Source organism: Paenibacillus sp. FSL E2-8871 (genome assembly GCF_038000345.1).
In the GTDB taxonomy this organism is placed as follows: domain Bacteria; phylum Bacillota; class Bacilli; order Paenibacillales; family Paenibacillaceae; genus Paenibacillus_AQ.
This window is the reverse complement of sequence record NZ_JBBOBV010000001.1, coordinates 1,378,238-1,393,708: the sequence shown is the minus strand read 5'-3', so window position 1 is coordinate 1,393,708 and position 15,471 is coordinate 1,378,238. Positions and strand designations below refer to the sequence as shown.

The window sequence follows — 15,471 nt, the reverse complement described above, 5'->3', positions numbered from 1 at the left end:
ATTCCAGACTGGAGATGAAACCATTGGGAAATTGATACTGAAAGGAACAACTGGCAAGCTTCTTGCCGATACTCTGAAAAAACGAAGGAGGTGGGCCTATCCATCCGTACGGAGAATGATGGATAGGATTATAAATTGAGCGACCCTTTACCCGGTATATTACACGTAGGTCTTATTATTCTGTTGGTATTATTAAATGGATTTTTTGTTTCAGTCGAATACGCAATGGTGAAAGTACGAAGCGGTAGAATTGATACCCTTATTGAAGAAGGTAGTAAAAAAGCTTTAAAAGCGAGAAGCATCGTACGCAACTTGGAAGGTTATCTATCCGCCTGTCAGCTTGGTATTACATTGGCTTCACTTGCGCTAGGATGGTTGGGGCAACCCGCTATAGCTAACCTTGTTGGGCCCTTATTAGGAAGTATAGGTTTTGGAGTAACCGCTGTTAATGTTGTATCTTTGATTATTGCTCTAATGTTTATCACTATCTTGCATATCGTACTAGGAGAACTTGCACCTAAGACTATTGCAGTTAACAAGGCTGAATCTGTCCTTTTGCTAACATCTGGGCCGATGAATGTGTTTTACAAGATCATGTATCCAGTGATTTGGATCGTAAATGGGCTGGCACGTGGTTTATTACGGATCTTCCGTTTATCCCCTGCTTCAGAGCTGGGAACGGCGCATACGGAAGAAGAAATCCGTATTATCATGCAAGAAAGTAATAAAAGCGGATTTATTGATAATACCGAAATGGCGCTGGTTGACAATATTTTTGAATTTGTGGACACAATGGCCCGTGAAATCATGATTCCTCGAACAGAAATGATCTGCCTGAATAATCATCTTTCAACGGAAGAGAATCTTGAGATTGCTTTTGATGGAATGAGGACGCGTTATCCAGTCTGTGATGGTGATAAGGATCATATCCTAGGCTTCATTCATATCAAGGACTTAATTAGGGATCGTGAACAAAGCTATAATAAATTGATTCGTCCTATACTAACCGTACCAGAATCTATTCAGATTAGTGCTCTGCTGAAAGTCATGCAGCGCGCAAAGACACAAATCGCCATTCTGATTGATGAGTACGGTGGAACATCAGGAATGGTTACGCTGGAAGATATCATGGAGGAAATTGTAGGAGAAATTCAGGATGAGTTCGATGAAGAACGTCCTGGTGTTGAGAAGCTGGGGGAGGATGAACACTCCATCGACGGCTTGATGCTTATTGAAGAGATCAATGATCTTTTGGGGCTCCATATGGATACTGAGGATTATGATACGATAGGCGGTTGGCTGTATTCTAAATTGGAGGTTAATCCACCTCAAAAAGGACAGTCTGTAGAATTTGATGATCATCTGTTTATTGTGGAAGAAACGGATAATAAGCGGATTTCTCGAATTAAGCTGCTGAAGTTACAGCTATTGACTGAAGAAGCTGGTGCATAACGAACTTATTAGTAATATTAGGACACAGTGCTATAGCGCTGTGTCTTTTTTACAGCGTTTTTACAGTATTGTTTGCCAAAAAGAGATTAAAAATTATATAATTTTAAATGTATATGATAAAAACTACATTAGTCCACAGAGGACAGAAAGGAACTCTCCTTGAGTAAACCTAATAAAAGTACAAGCGTTCCCCAGCTTAGCAAACAAGAGAAACGGCGGGTAGAACAGGAGCAGCAAAAGCAGAAGACGAGAATTTTAATTATTAGTTCAATAGCTTTAGTAGTCATCATTTTTGTTGGATTGTTTATGTTAGCTTCGAAAGATGCCGCAAAAAATGCCACTTCGGGAGAACCAGTAGCATTCAATTACAGTGAGCTACCTAGAGTCGGTAAAGAGGATGCACCTGTTAAAATTGTTGAATTTGGAGACTTAAAATGTCCAGCGTGTTCCCAGTTTGCAACTTCAGTTAAACCGAAAATTGTTCAAGATTTTGTCAACGAGGGAAAAGCAGCGCTCTACTTTGTAAATATGGCTTTCGTTGGTCCAGACTCTGAAACTGCCTCACTTGCTGCATTATCTGTTTACCATCAGAATCATGATGAATTCTGGAAGTTCTATGATGCTGTATATGCTCAGCAAGGTGATGAGAGCGAGGAATGGGCGACTGAAGATTTCTTAGTAAGCCTTGCGGAGAAAGAGAAATTAGCTATCGATTACGAACTGTTACGTAAAGATATTAAGGAACGTACGTATGCAGATGAGTTGAATAAAGGCATGCAGTTAGCTAGTGAAGCTGGGGTGTCGACTACACCATCCCTTTATATCAATGGAGTAATGACTGCGGATCCATTTAACATTGAAGCGATTTCAACTGAAATTAACGACGCCGCAAAAGCTGTGGAGGCAAAGTGACAAAGTTCCTATCTTTTTGCAAGCGTAACTGCCTGTATCTGGCCTGGTTTGTCTCTTTAGTTGCTGTTGCTGGTAGCTTATATCTGAGCGAAGTATTGAAATATGAACCTTGTAAGCTTTGCTGGTTCCAGCGAATTTTTATGTATCCTCAGTTATTCCTCTTGGGAATTGCGACGTTTCGAGGGGATAAAAGGATTATCCCATATGTACTTCCACTAAGCTTGATTGGTGGCAGTATCTCGATCTATCATTATGCGGAGCAGAAGATTCCCGCGTTAAGTAAAGTGCTTCCTTGTACAATTGGTGTTCCTTGTAATAAGGATTACTTGAACTTTTTTGGATTCATTACGATTCCTTTCCTTGCATTAATCGCTTTTGCTTTAATTAGCATTTTACTTTGGTACGGACGCAAGGAAGAAGAAGTGATGGATTTAGATACAGAGGAAAGTTTAGGATTTTGATTTTTTAATTTTAAAGGATCCGAAAAAATGTGAAAAGTGATTAAAAACACGATCCAGAGGGATAATTGAAGAGAATGAAAGAGAGCATCCAATAAGACGCTGTATTTGCGCTTACTGGATGTTTTTTCATTCTTTTTTCATTTTTTTCAACGCTTTACTGTATAAACTTTGTAGACTAATATTAGACCTTGTGAGAAGTTGAATATGCGCTGAATTTTCTTAGGAAAAACGGGGGAACCAAACTTGGCATATGTGCCAATGGGGTGAATCGGAATGGGTCGATTAGACTTTTACCGTAGGGCTAAACCACAGCCCGAATCCGCCAGCTAACCTCGTAAGCAAAGGTGGGATAATGACCATGCATAGCATGCGGATCATTTCCGCATGCTATTTTTAGTGTCTGCATTTATGAAATCCACCAATGAAAACAGCGCGCGGAAATTCCGTTTCAGCTCCCAAAGAAAGGAACTGTATCCACCATGGTAAGCAAGGTAAAACGACTATTGATCGGGCGTCCGATGAAGTCGAACGAACTCGATCATGAAAAGTTATCCAAGGTTAAAGCACTGGCTGTCCTGTCTTCTGATGCGCTCTCGTCTGTAGCCTACGGAACGGAACAAATTTTGATTGTACTGGTGGCTGCGGGGTTTACTGCCATCTGGTATTCCCTGCCAATTGCATTAGCCGTATTGGGCCTGCTGGCCATCCTGATTTTATCCTATCGGCAGACGATTTACGCTTATCCTCAGGGAGGCGGAGCTTACATCGTTGCCAAGAGTAATCTTGGTGTTCCGACAGGGCTCTTAGCAGGAGGGTCTTTGTTAGTGGATTACATTCTGACCGTAGCTGTTAGTGCGTCGGCAGGGACGGATGCGATCACATCGGCTTTTCCAAGTCTTCATAATCACACCGTTCTTATTGCAGTATCAGTTATTATTTTACTTACTTTGATTAATCTTCGCGGAGTTACAGAATCAGCTTCATTCATCGCAATCCCAGTGTATTTGTTTGTAGTGTCGATTGTAGTGTTGATTATCTCCGGTATTATTAAATATGCAGCAGGTGGCGTACATGCGAATGTCCCTGAAATTGGCTCTGCTGTTTCTAATGTTAGTTTGTTTCTACTATTAAAAGCCTTCAGTTCTGGCTGTTCGGCACTTACGGGTGTAGAGGCTGTATCGAATGCCATTCCAAACTTTAAAGCACCAGCTGAAAAGAACGCAGCCAAGACCTTAATGGTTATGGGGGTTATACTTGGATTTATGTTTACAGGTATCACACTACTGGCGTATTGGTACGGCATAGTGCCTGATGAAAAGGCAACGGTTGTTTCACAGATCGCTGAATCGACCTTTGGCCGCGGAACCTTATATTTTTTCATTCAAGGTATCACAGCAGTAATTTTGTTCTTGGCAGCTAATACAGCTTACTCAGCGTTCCCGCTGCTCGCATTTATGTTTGCAAAAGATAAATATATGCCACATGCTTTTATGGTTCGTGGAGACCGTCTAGGTTTCTCTAATGGTATTATTTTTCTAGGTGTTCTGTCTGCTGTGCTTGTAGCTGCATTCCACGGAAATACAGAAAGCTTGATTCCACTTTATGCGGTTGGTGTATTCATTCCTTTCACATTGTCACAGCTAGGAATGATGGTTCATTGGTTTAAAACAAAACCAGCGGGATGGAAAAAAAGATTTGTTGTAAATACCATCGGTATGCTGACTACATTGACGATTACGCTTATTTTTATCATCACTAAATTCTCAAGCGTATGGATGGCTTTCATTTTCTTACCTGCTGTAATGTTCGTGTTCCACCGGATTCACAAGCACTATTTGAACACTGCAGATCAGCTTCGTATATGCCCGAGTACAGATAAACCTTTGATTAAAGGCAGTACGGTTGTTGTTCCTGTTGCGGGTGTAACACGTGCTGTACTACATTCCATCAGCTATGCCAAGTCTCTAACGGATAATGTTGTAGCCGTGTATGTTGGCTTTGATGAAGAGGACATTCAAAAAATGGAGCAACGGTGGGATGAATGGAATCCGGGTGTACGCCTGATTGTACTTCGTTCCAGATATCGCAGTATTATTCGTCCGTTAGTGAAATTTATTGATACAGTGGAGTGGAAGACCGCAGCGACGGATCATATCACGATTCTGATTCCACAGTTTATAACTAAGCATTGGTGGCAAGCTGTACTTCATAATCAGACCAGCTTTTTAATCCGTTCGTATCTAATGAATTCAAAAGATGTTGTAGTTGCGACTGTCCCATATCATTTGAATAAATAATGGATCATTAAGGAGAGGCTATATCCGGAACGTTCGGAATATAGCCTTTTTTTGTATTTTTAAGAAGGGAATTATTACAAATCCACAAAATTTAAAATTTATATGTTGACATAGAGAATGAGAATCAATATCATTTAAAAGTGAGACTGAGGTAGTCAACACCTTTGAATAACATAGGATGTACACACTAGGAGGGTATTTAATGTTTTTGTTTAACAGAATAAGATTTGGAAGCATGAAATTAACGATGATCGGATTAATGGTGATGGTGCTATTCTTATCCGCTTGCGGTAATAATAATCCCGGTAACGCTTCAAACGCAGGAACAGACAAAGCGACGGCACCTACTGCTGAAGCTACAGAAGCTCCTGCAGCTGCTAAGACGTTAACGGATGCAATGGGACATGAAGTAACGATTCCAGCTAATCCTGGGCGTGTACTGGGTTCTTATTTGGAGGATGCATTGGTAACTCTAGGTGTGACTCCAGTAGCGCAATGGTCCGTGACTAATGGTATTCAAGATTATCTGTCCACTGAATTGAAGGATGTTCCTACGATCAGCTACGATCTTCCGCTCGAGGCAGTAACCAGCTTCGCTCCGGATCTTATCCTCATCCCATCGGAGTCATCTGTACAGAATGGTATCTATGACCAACTGAATAAGATTGCACCGACTTATGTGATTGGGGATAAGCTAAATCAAGATTGGCGTAAATCGCTACTCAAGATTGGTGAAATTCTGAACAAGACACCTGAAGCAGAGAAAGCCATTAAAGATTATGAAGACAAGGCGGCTGCAGCGAAAGAAAAGCTTAAAGGAGCTATTGGAGAAGAGTCCGTGGCGATTTTATGGTTGGTACAAAAGAACTTCTATATTGTAGACGAAACCCGCAGCAGTGGTGCTGTATTATATACAGACCTTGGTGTAAAGCTGCCTAACTTAGTAACAGAAATTCCTGTTGGTACAAGAGCTACTTGGAATCCAATTTCGCTAGAGAAGCTTTCTGAGCTGACAGCAGATCATATTATCCTTGTAAATAGTGATAAGACTGAGGGTTCGGAGATTCTGGACAGTGCAATTTGGAAAGGCATCCCGGCTGTGAAAGCTGGAAATGTGCATGAAATGAGCTCAACAAGCAGTTGGCTATACAGTGGTGCGAACGCTGGTGACAAAATTATTGACGATGTGTTAAAAAGTTTTGTGAAATAAAGAGTCGTAATTCACCATGAATGAGACTGATCATTTGGGTGGGGAAGGGCGTGCAGATCAAGTATCTTAGGATACTTAGATCTGCACCATTTTTTTATAAACCATTCCTGTATTACTGAAAAATAACTCCTACAATTGTACAACTTAATTTTTTTTGCGATAATGAGAATGATTGTTGTTATCATATAGACCATTGTAACTATCGATTAAGGAGACGACTCATGGTTTCACCCTCAGATTTCGCACATCGTAATAAAAATGATACACAAAAAGCTCTACATACCCGACCGGCAGCTGCAATGGGTATTCTAGTGATTGGACTCGCTGCCATTGCCTTTGGACTGGCACTTTCGGTCTCAGTGGGTGCGGCAGATATCAGGCTAGCTACGGTATGGGAAGCAATATTTCATTTCAATCCAGATTTACAAAAACATCAGGTGATAAGAGAACTGCGATTTCCACGCGCGATAGCAGGTGCTTTGGTCGGTGCTTGCTTCGCTGTAGCAGGGGCAATCATGCAGGGGATGACAAGGAACCCTCTTGCGGATTCAGGTCTGTTAGGCTTGAATGCGGGAGCAGGTGTAGCGCTGGCCATAGTTTTTGCTTTTGCACCTTCGATCTCATTCACTTCACTTATGTTGTTTTGTTTTATAGGTGCTGCTATAGCGTCTTTTATCGTATTTGGAATCGGGTCGCTATCTTTTAATGGCCTTACCCCTTTACGTTTGACGCTGGCAGGTTCCGCGGTTAGTGCACTACTGGTTGCTGTTAGTCAGGGCATAGCTATTCTTTTTAACTTATCCCAGGATATAGCCTTCTGGTTGGCTGGCGGAATGGGTGGGGCAAGCTGGACTCATATCAAGATTATCTTCCCTTGGGTGTTCGTGGCATTAATCGCAGCGATGATGTTAGCGCGGTCTGTCACCTTGCTCAGCTTAGGAAGAGAAGTTGCAGTTGGTCTGGGGCAGCGGACAAGATTAGTACAGTTGGCATGTATGATTGTTGTAGTAGTTCTTGCCGGAAGTGCAGTCTCAATGGTTGGCCCGATTGCTTTTATAGGACTAATTATTCCACATGTAGCACGTTATTTCGTTGGAGTAGATTATCGCTGGATCATTCCTTGCTCGGCAGTTCTTGGGAGCTTATTGATCATCTTTGCGGATATCGCAGCTAGAATGATTAATGCCCCTTATGAGACGCCGCTAGGCGCATTAATTGCCATCATCGGTGTACCTTTCTTTATTTACTTAGCGAGTAAGCGGAAGGGGGAGCTGTAATGCACAGAACAACCCTTTCTCCCAATGATAATGAACGCCGTACACGTGCTATTACAGTGTTATCGCTCCTTGCCATATTGATCGTTGTTGTTTTTATTGTCAGTATGAATACAGGATTTATGCGTCTATCCCCACGGGAGGTATTACATACACTGCTGGGTGATGGAACTCATCAGCAAAAGCTTATTTTATTTGATTTCAGATTACCTCGCATCGTAATTTCATTGTTGGTTGGAGCGGGCTTTGCAGTGTCAGGCTGTATTTTACAAAGTCTCGCAAGAAATGCACTTGCCGAACCGGCTACGCTGGGCATAAGTGCGGGTGCTGGTTTTGCGGTAATCATTTTTATCTCGTTTTTTCCGGCTACAACAGCAGCTCCGGTATTTGTCTTGCCGCTCTTAGCGCTTGGAGGGGCTAGCTTAACCGCCGCTTTAATCTATATTCTTGCTTATAGAAAAGCAGATGGTCTATCTCCAACAAGGTTGATACTTATCGGGATTGCAGTCGCTGCCGGAATTAACGCTTGCCAGCTGGTGTTGGCACTTCGGCTTGATCCTAATAATTATCAGTTTGTAGCGACTTGGATCGCTGGGAAAATATGGGGTGGCGATTGGAGATTCGTCCTTGCTCTGCTACCTTGGATAGCGATTCTGTTACCGTTCGCCTTCTATAAAGCCCGTATTCTTAATGTATTGAATCTAGGGGACCATACTTCAGTAGGACTTGGAATGCGAGTGGAGAAGGAGCGTATTCTCCTTCTAGTGACAGCAGTTGCACTTGCCGGCTCCTGCGTTGCTGTAAGTGGAGGAATTGGCTTTGTCGGCCTAATTGCACCACATCTTGCCCGCAAGCTTGTGGGACCCCGTCATCAGGTATTATTGCCCGCTAGTGCGTTGACAGGGGCGCTTCTTATGATTACTGCTGATACTATCGGCAGATGGGTGTTACAGCCTGCAGAAGTTCCAACAGGCATCGTGGTTGCGATCATTGGTGCACCTTACTTTTTATATTTACTCGCCAAATCGAAAGCATAATGCGTACGAAGCGAGTTTTACTATGTAGTTCATTCTAGGAGCATAGCTCCATAAAACTTTTAAGGAGTTGTTAACATGTCAGAACGTTTGAACACAGAAGAGTTAAGTATTGGGTATGCAGAGGCTACAATTGTTAAAGGGTTGAACTTAACTATCCCTACGGGAAAAATAACCGCACTAGTGGGCGCTAACGGTTCTGGTAAATCTACAATTCTTAAAACAATGGCCCGGATCATGAAGCCTAAGAGCGGCAGCGTAATGTTGGACGGCAAATCGATCCATAACTTTTCAACGAAAGAGGTAGCTCGTCAGCTTGCGATCTTACCGCAAAACCCAACGGCTCCAGACGGACTAACGGTCTCTGAACTTGTCAGCTATGGCCGTTTCCCGCATCAAAAAGGATTTGGCACAATGACAGCAGAGGATCGCAGCATTATCTCCAACGCAATCACTGTTACAGGTATGGAGCCTTTCCATGACCGTCCGATTGACCGCTTATCTGGAGGACAACGTCAGCGTGCTTGGATCGCTATGGCATTGGCACAAGAAACTGACATTCTATTCCTGGACGAACCAACAACTTTTCTAGATATGGCTCACCAGCTTGAAGTTCTACAGCTTCTCCAAAAGCTGAATGAGGAAGAAGGTCGTACCATTATCATGGTCGTGCATGATTTGAATCATGCTACTCGTTATGCACAGCATATGGTAGCTATTAAATCCGGTACTGTGGTTAGTGAAGGTTCACCTACTGAAGTTATGACACCAGATGTACTGCGGGAAGTGTTTGGAATTGAGGCAGATATTGTTCCAGATCCACGCACCGGTGTGCCGCTGTGCCTTCCTTACGAGCTTGCTGCATACAAAGCTGTGTAATCATAATTGAAAATCATACAACGAACAGGCTCCCGTCATTGACAAGGGAGCCTGTTCGTTGTTACAGTTGTGGTTGCCTACAAATCCATGATACCACTACTAAAAATAGATCAAGGACCATCATTTATACATGGTTAAAGGAGCATGAAACATGAATATTGACAAAATTCAAAATGACCTAGAGCAGCTAATGACTGCAGGGATTGTGAAGAGTCATGAGAACTTAAAAGATCACGTGTATACCAAAATGGGCGGTAAAGCTGATATTTTGGCAGCACCAGCTACTTATGAGGAAATTCAAAAGATCGTTACATATGCGGAACAGAATGGGATAAACCTTACGGTACTTGGGAACGGCTCCAATGTGATTATCCGTGATGGAGGTGTGCGTGGAATAGTTCTGCAAACGGCAGGACTAACGGATGTGGGGATTCGAGACAATCTCTTATATGCGGAGTGCGGCGCTAAGATTATTGATGTTTCCAGATATGCGCTGGATATGGAGCTTACGGGTCTTGAGTTCGCCTGTGGCATTCCAGGAACGGTTGGTGGAGCGTTATACATGAACGCAGGCGCTTACGGTGGAGAAATTAAAGATGTACTGCATAGTGCACTGGCTATAACTAAGAGCGGACAATTAGTGACTCTGCAAGGGGATGAGCTGCAATGGGGTTATAGAAAAAGCGTGTTCGCAAGCGGTGAATACATCGTACTTGAGGCCAATTTTGCTATGACTTCAGGTGATGCATTAGCCATCAAGTCGAAAATGGATGAACTTACTTACCTGCGTGAATCCAAGCAACCGCTTGAGTATCCTTCCTGTGGTAGTGTCTTTAAACGTCCTCCAGGTCGGTTTGCAGGTCAGTTAATTCAAGAGAGTGGCTTGCAGGGAACAAGAATCGGTGGTGCTGAGGTATCCAAGAAGCATGCAGGGTTTATTGTAAATGCAGATAATGCAACCGCCAGCGATTACATCGGGCTAATTCACCATGTAAGAGCGACTGTGAAGGATAAATTCGGCGTGGAGCTTGAAACTGAAGTGGAGATCATTGGAGAAGAGTAACTTCTAATTAGAAAGAGCCCACAGATTACTGTGGGCTCTTTTGTTGTCATTACATATAGTTTAATCCACTGAAAGGGTATATTTAGCTCTTTCAGTAGTTATTTCCGCCTTGCGATCACTTATGTCCTCAATCCGAAGCCCGTCAATTGCTAAGTCATAGGTGGAGTGTGGTAGTGATACTAGCTCACCATCGGCGTTTAAAGTGCTGCCAAATCCTTTTAATATTAATGCACTCCCAAGATAATCATCGATAACATCCTCCGCACTCCGAAACTCAACAGCCTCTAGATTAAAATGAATTTTATCCAGATCACGAAGCTCTTTCTTTTCAATTACAATAGTTTCATTCACATGACTGTTAATCCAGTCCATAAGTTTCTGTGTACTTTGTTCCATTAGATGATCCCACCCTTACCTCGAAGATTATTATGTTTAAGTTACCCTTTTCTTAGGATTTGAATCCTTATTTTTGCCACATCTGAGCGGATTTGAACAAAGGAAGGTACTAAGGAATAGCGAATGTTACAGAATAGCAACAAAAGAGATAATCCTCTACAACCAGAATAAGGATAGAAGAAAGTTAACTATTCTAAAAAGGGGGGAGTGTTATTGATTCAGCTAACTGAGGTCTCAAAATATTATCAGGAGAGGTGTGCAGTTGATCGAATTACTTTCACTGTGGAGAAAGGTGAGGTCTTTGGATTTCTAGGTCCCAATGGTGCAGGGAAAACTACAACGATGCGCATGATGACAGGGCTTCTTCAGTCTACAAGCGGAGAAATTTTAATTAATGGCATGAATATTTCACGTCATAAAAAAGAAATCCATGCTCAAATTGGTGTTGTTTTCGAGCTTCCGAACCTATACATGCGTAGTTCTATTCGAAATAATCTGGAGCTGTTCGCTGATCTGTATAGGGTAGCAGGAAATCGAGTGAATGAAGTCATGGAAACCCTCCAGCTGTTAGATAAGGAAAAAGCTAAAGTAAGCAGCTTATCCAAAGGCTGGAAGCAGCGTGTTCTAATCGCCAGAGCATTATTACATAAGCCTCAAGTGTTGTTTTTAGATGAGCCTACAAGTGGGTTAGATCCAAATTCAGCTTCACTCATACGTAATCACGTCAAGAGAATTCAAGAAGAAGGCACAACCATTGTCCTAACGACGCATGATATGCACGAAGCCGAGGAATTAAGCGATAGAGTGGGCATCATGTACGCTGGTGCATTAGTGGCACTCGATGAACCGCATAGACTTAAGACCATTTATGGTAAACCAGAAATTGAAGTTAAATATCAGCAGGATGGTAAAGTGGTTATTAAATCCTGGCCGATTGCAGAAGAAGCTACTAAAGATCATATCTATCAGTTAATGTCTACGAATAAAATTCTAAGTATGCACAGCAAAGAAGCTTCGCTGGCAGATGTATTCGCTGCCCTGACGGGAAGTGAGCTAAGTTGAGTTATCAGATATGGAAGCTGCTTAAACATGAAAGTAAGGATATACTGCGTAATCCTGCGACTGTAATTCTAATAATTTTGCCTATATTTATGGCTAAAATCATCATCACTGTAGTGGACAAGAGCGGTTTGGACTTCATGCTTCTTTCTACATGGATATTATTTGCACAAGTGATGGTTGGGATCATGATTACCGGCCCAGGATTAATTGAGGAGCGGGAGAGTAAGACTTATGATGCGCTGTTGATTACTCCGCTAAGCAGAGGCCAGATTATTACTGCGAAAGCTGGATCTGTTCTTGTTTTTTCTTTGTTATCACAGCTGATTGTTTATGTACTAAATCAAGGTTTGACAATGGATTTACTCCCTTCCTTATTGTATATGTTATTGGGTGGAATTATCTTTGTGCAAGTTGGAATTATCATTGGTTTAAAGGTAAGTTCCTCCAAAAATGGTTCAGCCATCAGCTCCGCATTTATGGTTGTTTTTTTCTTAGTAGCTTCTGTGTACGGCGCTCTTCCAGAATGGACCTATCCGATCTTTGTTATTCTGCCAAGTATTGAAATCGTTCAGAATTTGAACAGTATTCTAAATGGAGAAGGAGTATTGCTCCTAGAAAGCCTGCTTTTGCTCTTGTGGATTGTGGTACTTTCGCTCTGGATTTGGAAGACGGGCAAAGCGTAGAACTTGTCAGAAGCAAATTACCATGGTATAGTTCAAGACGCAATATGCATGAAGAAGAAGTCTGCACGGATTGTGCAGGAGAGGTTCGCGAACTCCCTCTATAAAAAACTAAGAGTATATTAAATCTTATAAGCGGATGCAGTCCTTAACCCGGATGTTGCTTCCGTTTCTTCTTAGTGGAGCAAAGTTTTCGAAATCTCGTTCTTCTTTCCATTACCGGCCAAGGCCGAAGGAAAAGAGAGGGGTTTTTTGTCGTGTCAGAAGGAAGATTGAAAGAGGAAATGCAAGAAGTCACTTTACTTGGTAATCAGGGAACGCAGTACAAGTTTGGTTATGATCCAGCTATTCTTGAGGTGTTTGATAACAAGCATCCAGGGCGTGATTATTTTGTTAAATTCAACTGCCCTGAGTTTACTAGCTTATGTCCTGTTACAGGTCAGCCGGATTTTGCCACATTGTATATTTCGTATATTCCTGAACAGAAAATGGTGGAATCTAAATCATTAAAGCTGTATCTGTTTAGCTTCCGTAACCACGGTGACTTTCATGAGGACTGCGTCAACATTATTATGAATGATCTGATCTCACTGATGGACCCACGATATATTGAGGTATGGGGCAAGTTCACTCCGCGTGGAGGCATATCTATTGATCCTTATTGCAACTATGGAAGACCGGGTACGAAGTATGAGGCGATGGCGGAGCACCGCTTAATGAATCACGACCTCTATCCGGAAAAAGTGGATAACCGCTAATCCCAACAAGTTGATAAGGAGAGATTAAGATGAACAAAAAAGCACTCGTCGTATTTAGCGGCGGACAAGATAGCACCACTTGCCTGGTTTGGGCATTGAAGCAGTTTGAGGAAGTGCAGGTAGTTACCTTTAATTATAATCAGCGTCATGCGGCTGAAATCGAAGTTGCTACAGAAATAGCAGCTAAGTTTAATGTAAAACAGCATATCCTTGATCTTGGGCTGCTTAATCAGCTGGCACCAAATGCACTAACCCGCCAGGATATTGATATCGTTGCTGGCGAAGGTGATGAGCTTCCTAGTACATTTGTTGACGGACGGAATCTGTTATTTTTATCTTTTTCCGCAATATTAGCTAAACAATTGGGTTACTCCCATATCGTCACTGGTGTCTGCCAAACGGACTTTAGCGGGTATCCGGACTGCCGTGATGTATTTGTGAAATCATTGAATGTTACGCTGAATTTATCTATGGACTATGAGTTTGCGATACACACTCCATTGATGTGGCTGGATAAAAAAGAAACGTGGAAGATGGCAGATGAACTTGGTTATTTTGATTATGTTCGCGAACACACATTGACCTGTTACAACGGTATTATTGGCAGTGGCTGCGGTACTTGTCCAGCCTGTCTGTTGCGTCAGCGTGGTCTTGAGCAATATGAGGCGGAGAAAATGGAGGCCGGATCTTAATGCTTAACGAGGTTTCAGTCTGCAAAATATTTACGTTTGATGCGGCGCATCAATTAATTGGTCACAAAGGGAAATGCAGCAATCTGCATGGACATACTTATAAGCTCGAAGTAGTGCTTAAGGGCAAACCAGAGGCTACGGAAGGCCATTCAGACGAAGGGTTTGTTATTGACTTCAGCGATATCAAGACGACTGTGCAACAAAGCCTTGTAGATCGTTTAGATCACGCTTTTCTTGCTATGGGAAATGAACCTGTGTTAGAAACGTTAACGAATACGGGCTCCAAAGTAGCTTTGTTGTCTTTCCGCACCACAGTGGAGAATATGTCTTCATATATTGCCTACAAGCTTAAGCAAGCAGGGTTGCCTTTGTACTCGGTAAAGCTATGGGAGACTCCAACCTCCTGGGCAGAGGTGCTGGCTGAAGATGTTCCGGATGAAGGGCCATCCTACCGTTTATATGGAGGCTGTGACTGTGAGTAAGATTCCTGTAATTGAAATGTTCGGTCCGACTATTCAAGGCGAAGGTGCGGTAATTGGAGTGAAGACGATGTTTGTCCGCACCTATGGCTGCGATTATCGCTGTGGCTGGTGTGACTCTGCTTTTACTTGGGATGGTACTGCTAAGGATAAGGTTCGAATGATGACCTCGGATGAAATTATGAATGAACTTTTAGCTATAGCTGGAGATAATTTCGACTGTGTTACGATTTCAGGCGGAAATCCTGCTTTGATTGGTGACGGGATGGGCACTTTTATTAACCTGCTACATGAGCGCGGGATTCAAGCTACAATAGAAACTCAGGGGAGTAAATGGCAGGAGTGGTTCAATGACGTGGATGTGCTGACAATTAGCCCTAAACCCCCAAGCTCAGGAATGACAACGAATTGGGAAATTCTAGATAACATCATGAGTAAAATGGAGAAACTGGGTCGTTCTACGCATAGCTTGAAGGTCGTAGTGTTTGACGATAAGGATTTTGATTATGCAAAAGACATTCATGAGCGATATCCCAATGTGCAGCTCTTTCTGCAGCCTGGGAATGATGATGTCACTGAAGAAGGCGACATTTCTGCTCGACTTTTGGGAAGGCTGGAATGGTTGTTTAATAAAGTAATCGTAGACGCTGATATGAATAGAGTACGTGTCCTTCCACAGCTGCATGCATTGATCTGGCATAATAAGCGTGGCAAGTAAAAAGTATTTAAATGTAACGGGTGTCTGCTCAGCAGATGCCCTTTTTTTATTGATTTAAGCCTTTAAATAGGTAGATAGAATGTCGCATAATCTGATATGATTTT

General features: G+C 42.4%; 16 protein-coding genes and 2 riboswitches. Of the genes, 15 read left to right on the top strand and 1 reads right to left on the bottom strand.

Annotation, left to right across the window (positions count from 1 at the left end; all coding sequences use genetic code 11):
• Positions 1 to 135 precede the first annotated feature (135 nt).
• The 9 genes from NYE25_RS06315 (at position 136) to murB (ending at position 10,582) form a co-directional block, all read left to right on the top strand.
• On the top strand, positions 136 to 1,452 hold the full coding sequence (locus NYE25_RS06315) for a hemolysin family protein (protein WP_042188644.1): 1,317 nt from the start codon (positions 136 to 138) through the stop codon (positions 1,450 to 1,452).
• 159 nt (positions 1,453 to 1,611) lie between these two features.
• Complete coding sequence (locus tag NYE25_RS06310) at positions 1,612 to 2,364, top strand: DsbA family protein (protein ID WP_341145434.1); 753 nt, start codon at positions 1,612 to 1,614, stop codon at positions 2,362 to 2,364.
• Positions 2,361 to 2,825: a disulfide oxidoreductase gene (locus NYE25_RS06305; RefSeq protein ID WP_341145433.1), complete on the top strand. Its 465-nt coding sequence runs from the start codon at positions 2,361 to 2,363 to the stop codon at positions 2,823 to 2,825. Before NYE25_RS06310 ends, NYE25_RS06305 begins: the two co-directional genes overlap by 4 nt.
• A gap of 197 nt (positions 2,826 to 3,022) precedes the next feature.
• Positions 3,023 to 3,181, top strand: a riboswitch (cyclic di-AMP (ydaO/yuaA leader).
• A 123-nt stretch (positions 3,182 to 3,304) separates the two neighbouring features.
• The gene (locus NYE25_RS06300) at positions 3,305 to 5,122 is read left to right on the top strand and encodes an APC family permease (RefSeq protein ID WP_341145432.1); all 1,818 of its coding nucleotides are present in this window, start codon (positions 3,305 to 3,307) and stop codon (positions 5,120 to 5,122) included.
• 202 nt (positions 5,123 to 5,324) lie between these two features.
• Positions 5,325 to 6,332, top strand: coding sequence for an ABC transporter substrate-binding protein (locus NYE25_RS06295; RefSeq protein WP_341145431.1), 1,008 nt, complete (start codon positions 5,325 to 5,327; stop codon positions 6,330 to 6,332).
• Positions 6,333 to 6,553: 221 nt separating this feature from the next.
• Complete coding sequence (locus NYE25_RS06290; protein WP_341145430.1) at positions 6,554 to 7,609, top strand: FecCD family ABC transporter permease; 1,056 nt, start codon at positions 6,554 to 6,556, stop codon at positions 7,607 to 7,609.
• Complete coding sequence (locus tag NYE25_RS06285) at positions 7,609 to 8,643, top strand: FecCD family ABC transporter permease (RefSeq protein ID WP_340969887.1); 1,035 nt, start codon at positions 7,609 to 7,611, stop codon at positions 8,641 to 8,643. Before NYE25_RS06290 ends, NYE25_RS06285 begins: the two co-directional genes overlap by 1 nt.
• 75 nt (positions 8,644 to 8,718) lie before the next feature.
• Entirely contained in the window at positions 8,719 to 9,519 is an 801-nt protein-coding gene (locus NYE25_RS06280) for an ABC transporter ATP-binding protein (protein ID WP_042188632.1), read from the top strand.
• Between the two features lie 151 nt (positions 9,520 to 9,670).
• Positions 9,671 to 10,582, top strand: a complete 912-nt coding sequence (gene murB, locus NYE25_RS06275) for a UDP-N-acetylmuramate dehydrogenase (protein WP_076283599.1) — start codon at positions 9,671 to 9,673, stop codon at positions 10,580 to 10,582.
• 60 nt (positions 10,583 to 10,642) lie between these two features.
• Here the strand turns inward: murB and NYE25_RS06270 are convergent, their stop codons facing one another.
• Positions 10,643 to 10,978: a hypothetical protein gene (locus NYE25_RS06270; RefSeq protein ID WP_341145429.1), complete on the bottom strand. Its 336-nt coding sequence runs from the start codon at positions 10,976 to 10,978 to the stop codon at positions 10,643 to 10,645.
• Positions 10,979 to 11,191: 213 nt separating this feature from the next.
• Here NYE25_RS06270 and NYE25_RS06265 point away from each other — a divergent pair, with 213 nt between their 5' ends.
• From NYE25_RS06265 to queE, 6 genes are all read left to right on the top strand, one after another.
• Positions 11,192 to 12,040, top strand: coding sequence for an ABC transporter ATP-binding protein (locus NYE25_RS06265; protein ID WP_341145428.1), 849 nt, complete (start codon positions 11,192 to 11,194; stop codon positions 12,038 to 12,040).
• Positions 12,037 to 12,723: an ABC transporter permease gene (locus tag NYE25_RS06260; RefSeq protein WP_341145427.1), complete on the top strand. Its 687-nt coding sequence runs from the start codon at positions 12,037 to 12,039 to the stop codon at positions 12,721 to 12,723. The genes NYE25_RS06265 and NYE25_RS06260 overlap by 4 nt, the downstream gene beginning before the upstream one ends.
• Positions 12,724 to 12,797: 74 nt before the next feature.
• Positions 12,798 to 12,841: riboswitch (PreQ1 riboswitch) on the top strand.
• Positions 12,842 to 13,004: 163 nt separating this feature from the next.
• Entirely contained in the window at positions 13,005 to 13,478 is a 474-nt protein-coding gene (gene queF / locus NYE25_RS06255) for a preQ(1) synthase (RefSeq protein WP_042193989.1), read from the top strand.
• A 29-nt stretch (positions 13,479 to 13,507) separates the two neighbouring features.
• Complete coding sequence (gene queC, locus NYE25_RS06250) at positions 13,508 to 14,170, top strand: 7-cyano-7-deazaguanine synthase QueC (protein ID WP_341055204.1); 663 nt, start codon at positions 13,508 to 13,510, stop codon at positions 14,168 to 14,170.
• Positions 14,170 to 14,652 carry a 6-pyruvoyl trahydropterin synthase family protein gene (locus NYE25_RS06245; RefSeq protein WP_076298716.1) on the top strand — a complete coding sequence of 161 codons (483 nt, stop codon included), beginning with the start codon at positions 14,170 to 14,172 and terminating at the stop codon, positions 14,650 to 14,652. Before queC ends, NYE25_RS06245 begins: the two co-directional genes overlap by 1 nt.
• Entirely contained in the window at positions 14,645 to 15,367 is a 723-nt protein-coding gene (queE, locus tag NYE25_RS06240; protein WP_341145426.1) for a 7-carboxy-7-deazaguanine synthase QueE, read from the top strand. The genes NYE25_RS06245 and queE overlap by 8 nt, the downstream gene beginning before the upstream one ends.
• Positions 15,368 to 15,471 lie beyond the last annotated feature (104 nt).

Bases quoted from the DNA above. Each gene is read 5' to 3' on its own strand.
- NYE25_RS06300 (WP_341145432.1), top strand. From the start codon at position 3,305: ATGGTAAGCAAGGTAAAACGACTATTGATCGGGCGTCCGATGAAGTCG.
- NYE25_RS06295 (WP_341145431.1), top strand. From the start codon at position 5,325: ATGTTTTTGTTTAACAGAATAAGATTTGGAAGCATGAAATTAACGATG.
- NYE25_RS06290 (WP_341145430.1), top strand. From the start codon at position 6,554: ATGGTTTCACCCTCAGATTTCGCACATCGTAATAAAAATGATACACAA.
- NYE25_RS06285 (WP_340969887.1), top strand. From the start codon at position 7,609: ATGCACAGAACAACCCTTTCTCCCAATGATAATGAACGCCGTACACGT.
- NYE25_RS06280 (WP_042188632.1), top strand. From the start codon at position 8,719: ATGTCAGAACGTTTGAACACAGAAGAGTTAAGTATTGGGTATGCAGAG.
- murB (WP_076283599.1), top strand. From the start codon at position 9,671: ATGAATATTGACAAAATTCAAAATGACCTAGAGCAGCTAATGACTGCA.
- NYE25_RS06270 (WP_341145429.1), bottom strand. From the start codon at position 10,978: ATGGAACAAAGTACACAGAAACTTATGGACTGGATTAACAGTCATGTG.
- queF (WP_042193989.1), top strand. From the start codon at position 13,005: ATGCAAGAAGTCACTTTACTTGGTAATCAGGGAACGCAGTACAAGTTT.
- queC (WP_341055204.1), top strand. From the start codon at position 13,508: ATGAACAAAAAAGCACTCGTCGTATTTAGCGGCGGACAAGATAGCACC.
- NYE25_RS06245 (WP_076298716.1), top strand. From the start codon at position 14,170: ATGCTTAACGAGGTTTCAGTCTGCAAAATATTTACGTTTGATGCGGCG.